The organism is Mesorhizobium sp. M7A.F.Ca.CA.003.01.2.1 (genome assembly GCF_003998945.1).
In the GTDB taxonomy this organism is placed as follows: domain Bacteria; phylum Pseudomonadota; class Alphaproteobacteria; order Rhizobiales; family Rhizobiaceae; genus Mesorhizobium; species Mesorhizobium ciceri.
This window is the reverse complement of sequence record NZ_RZRA01000528.1, coordinates 1-3,930: the sequence shown is the minus strand read 5'-3', so window position 1 is coordinate 3,930 and position 3,930 is coordinate 1. Positions and strand designations below refer to the sequence as shown.

At 62.8% G+C, this 3,930-nt stretch carries 4 protein-coding genes; all 4 read right to left on the bottom strand.

Translation table 11 applies throughout. The annotated features are described in order from the left end of the window. On the bottom strand, window positions 1-635 hold a 635-nt coding region (locus tag EN969_RS20360), incomplete at its 3' end, for an ATP-binding cassette domain-containing protein (protein WP_164758376.1). Between the two features lie 183 nt (window positions 636-818). Then, on the bottom strand, window positions 819-1,811 hold the full coding sequence (locus EN969_RS20355) for an ABC transporter substrate-binding protein (protein ID WP_063169030.1): 993 nt from the start codon (window positions 1,809-1,811) through the stop codon (window positions 819-821). Window positions 1,812-2,111: 300 nt separating this feature from the next. Next, window positions 2,112-3,110 carry an aldo/keto reductase gene (locus tag EN969_RS20350; RefSeq protein WP_063169029.1) on the bottom strand — a complete coding sequence of 333 codons (999 nt, stop codon included), beginning with the start codon at window positions 3,108-3,110 and terminating at the stop codon, window positions 2,112-2,114. Between the two features lie 60 nt (window positions 3,111-3,170). Then, window positions 3,171-3,930, bottom strand: a 760-nt coding sequence (locus tag EN969_RS20345; protein WP_164758375.1) for a UxaA family hydrolase, incomplete at its 5' end; no start/stop codon positions are given.

Below are 3,930 nucleotides of genomic sequence, written 5' to 3'. Positions count from 1 at the left end.
ATGTAGATGATCGTCACGCCTTCGCCCTTCAGACGGCGGATCAGCGTGAAGAGCTGGTCGGCCTCCTTGCGGGTGAGGTAGGCGGTCGGCTCGTCGAAGATCAGGAATTTGGTGCCGCGCACGGTGGCGCGGGCGGCGGCTATCAGCTGCTGCTGGCCGATGGTCAGGTCGCCGAGCGTGACATGCGCCGGCAGGTCGAAGCCTAGGTCGTCGATGATCGTCTGCGCCTGCCTGACCATGGCGCGCTGCTGCAGGATGCCGAAGCGCGAATTCTCCTCGCCGAGGAACATGTTGGCGGCGACCGTCAGGTGACGGCACAGCACGACTTCCTGGTGCACGGCATTGATGCCGAGCGCCATCGCCTCGTGCGGCGTCGCCAGGGCGGCCGCCTGGCCCTCCCAGACAATCTCTCCGGAGGTGCGCGGCATGACGCCGGTCAGAAGCTTGATGAGCGTGGATTTGCCGGCGCCGTTTTCGCCGACGATGGCGTGGATCTCACCGGACTTGAAGGCGAGATCGACCGGTTTCAGCGCGTGGGTGCCGGGATAGCGCTTCTCCAGGCCACGCAATTCGAGGATAGTCCGCCCCTGTTCCAGAACGGGTGCGGGATGCAGTTCCTGCGCCGTCGAAATCATGACAATCCTCCCAGATTGGCCTCCCGGATTGGCTTCCCAGGCTGGCCTCACGATTGGCACGCGGCGAGGCAGGGATATGCCTCGAAAACAGCCTGGCTCAGGCGTGCGGATTGCCAAGCCGTTCGTGCGGCAGTTTGTGTCTCCGGGGCGAGGTGCCCCGGAGACGATTGCGGATGCGACGGCTCAGAGCTTCGGATTGAGCAGCGCGTCGATCTTGGGATCTTTCATGTTGTCCTTGGTCACCAGATTGGCGCCGGTGTCGACATTGGCTTCGACCTTCTCGCCCTTGGAGGCGGCGAGCGCGGTCTTGATGCCGTCATAGCCCATCCGGTACGGATCCTGGACGACGAGGGCGGAAATGACGCCGTCGTTGAGGAACTTGATCAGCTTCTCGTCGCTGTCGAAACCGACCAGCGCCAGCTTGCCGCCAAGGTTGTTTTCCGCGACGGCCTGGCCGACGCCCTGCGCCATGATCAGGTTGGAAGCGAAGATGCCCTTGAGGTTCGGGTTGGCGGTGATCAGGTCGGTGGCGATGTTGAGGCCGGTGGTGGCCTGGCCGTCGGCATATTTGTCGGCAACCAGCTTGAGGCCCGGATATTTGGCGGCCAGCTGTTCGGTGAAGCCCTGCTTGCGCTGTTCGAGCGAGCCGGCGCCAGGTGCGTTGGTGATCAGGGCAACGTCGCCCTCGATCTTGCCGCCGTTGGCGGCGCCGATGGCAGCTGCGAGGCCGTCGGCAGCGACGCGGCCGCCCTGGACGTTGTCGGTGGTCAGGAACGAGGTGAAGGCCTTGGAGTCGGCACCGGAGTCGATGCCGATGACCTTGACCTTGGCAGCGGCTTCATCGATCGGCTTGCCGAGCGCCTTGAACTCGGTCGGCGCAATGACGATGGCCGCCGGGTTGCTGGCAACGGCGTTCTCGAGGATCGAGACCTGGCCGTTGACGTCGGTTTCAGCCTGGGCGCCGAGTTCCGGCACGTTGACGCCGAGATCCTTGCCGGCCTTGCGGGCGCCGGCCAGAACGATCTGCCAGTAGAAGGACGTGGTGTCCTTGACGATGATCGGAATGGTGACGTCCGCCGCCGAAACCGGCGCCGGATGCATGACGCCGGCGAGCATTGAAGCTGCTGCCAGCGCCATGACGGCGCGGCGGTTGAGAATGCTGGTCACGAATTTCATGAGGTTTCCTCCCTAAGTCGCCCGGTGAACGATACGGAAGCTCCGTTCGGATAGGCGCGGTCCCAAACAGAACTTTATCAATAAAAAACAGTTGCCCTGTTTTGATAGTGCATCGAACAGATCGATGCAAGCGGTGTTTGACCAGTCGTTGCGAGGTCTGGCAGAGGCAGATCCCCCGCCCTGTTCTCCCATTGGCGCCGTCACGCTTCCGTTCCGTTCTGGGAACGTATGGAATATTAATTCCACCAATTCGTCAATATGGAATATCCATTCCTCCATGTGCCGAAGGAACATGAAGTTTCACACCAGCTCCTGCACCAGCGTGTAGGGACGATATTTGGCGTATTCCGTTTCCGGTACGTCGATGTCGAGCAGCTCGAGGTTGCGCGTCAGATTTGCCAGCTTGGCGGTGCCGGTCAGTACGGTGGCGACGGCAGCTTCATGCAAGGGGAATTGGAACGCTGCGGCGGCGAGCGGATAGCCACCCTCGGCGGCGATCCTTTCCATTGCGCCGACGCGGTCGAGCACGTCATGGCTGGCGGGGCGGTAGTCGAAATGTGCGCCTTGCACCGGGCCGGTCGCCAGGATGCCGGAGTTGAACACGCCGCCAATGACCAAGGAGGTCTGCTGTGCCCGGCATAGCGGCAGCAACTCCGCTTCGGCACTGCGGTCGAGCAGGGAATAGCGGCTGGCAAGCAGGATGCAGTCGAGCGGCGCCCGGCGCATCACGTCCAGGCAGATCTGCACCTCGTTGACGCCAAGCCCATAGGCAGAAATGACGCCAGTCCGTTTCAGCTCTTCGAGTGCCTTGAGGCCGCCATCCATCAGGTCGCGAAAATGCAGCTTGGTCTTCTCGATACCATGGGTGTAGGCGCCGATGTCGTGGACAAACAGGATGTCTATCCTGTTTAGGCCAAGCCGCGCATAGCTGAACTCGACCGACCGCATAATGCCGTCATAGGAATAGTCGTAGTCGAGCGCGAAGGGCAGCGGATCGACATAGGAGTGATCGGGAACCTGATCGTCCGGCACCGGGCGAAACAGCCGGCCGACCTTGGTCGACAGCACATAGGAATCGCGCGGCTTGTAACGCAGGAAGTCGCCGAAGCGGCGCTCCGACAGTCCGAAACCGTAGAAGGGTGCGGTGTCGAAATAGCGCAGGTCGGCATCCCAGGCGCCCTGCAGCGTCTCCATCGCCGCTTCGCGCGAACAGGCGCGGTAAAGGCCGCCAAGTGCGGCGCCGCCGAAACTGACTTCGGTGACCTCCAGAGCTGTCCGACCGATACGGCGTTTTTCCATGCAAAACCTCCCCGTTGCCCGCCGCTGACCGGCGCGCCGTCTATTTTATATCAGTAAAATCTAAAGTGTTGCGCCCAGATGCCAGGGCACGAACTCGTTGTCGCCGTAGCCGAAGTCCTCGCTCTTGGTCTTGCGGCCGGAAGCCGTTTCGACGATCAGTTCGAAGATCTCGCGGCCCATGCCGGCGATGGTCTTTTCACCCGAGGCGATGACGCCGCAATTGACGTCCATGTCCTCTTCCATCTGGTGGTACATGGTCGAGTTGGTGGCGACCTTGATCGACGGCGTCGGACGGCAGCCGAAGCAGGAGCCGCGGCCGGTGGTGAAGACGATGACGTTGGCGCCGCCCGCCACCTGGCCGGTCGCCGAAACCGGGTCGTAGCCAGGCGTATCCATGAACACCAGGCCACTGCCGGTGACTTTTTCGGCGTAACCGAAGACGCCGTTGAGCGGCGTCTGGCCGCCCTTGGCGACCGCACCGAGGGACTTCTCCAGGATGGTGGTGAGGCCGCCGCGCTTGTTGCCGGGCGAGGGATTGTTGTCGATCGAGGCGCCATGCTTGGCGACGTGGTCCTCCCACCACTTCACGAAGCCGTCGAGCTTCTGCGCGATCTCCGGCGTTGCCGCGCGGTAGGCAAGCAGATGCTCGGCGCCGTAGATTTCCGTGGTCTCGGAGAGGATGCCGATACCGCCAACGCCGGCCAGGATGTCGACAGCCGCGCCCAGCGCCGGATTGGCCGTGATACCCGACATGCCGTCGGAGCCGCCGCATTGCAGGCCGACGACGATCTCGCTGACCGGGATCGGCTCACGCTTCAAC

Coding starts and splice junctions, on each gene's coding strand:
- EN969_RS20355 (WP_063169030.1), bottom strand. CDS start 1,811: ATGAAATTCGTGACCAGCATTCTCAACCGCCGCGCCGTCATGGCGCTG.
- EN969_RS20350 (WP_063169029.1), bottom strand. CDS start 3,110: ATGGAAAAACGCCGTATCGGTCGGACAGCTCTGGAGGTCACCGAAGTC.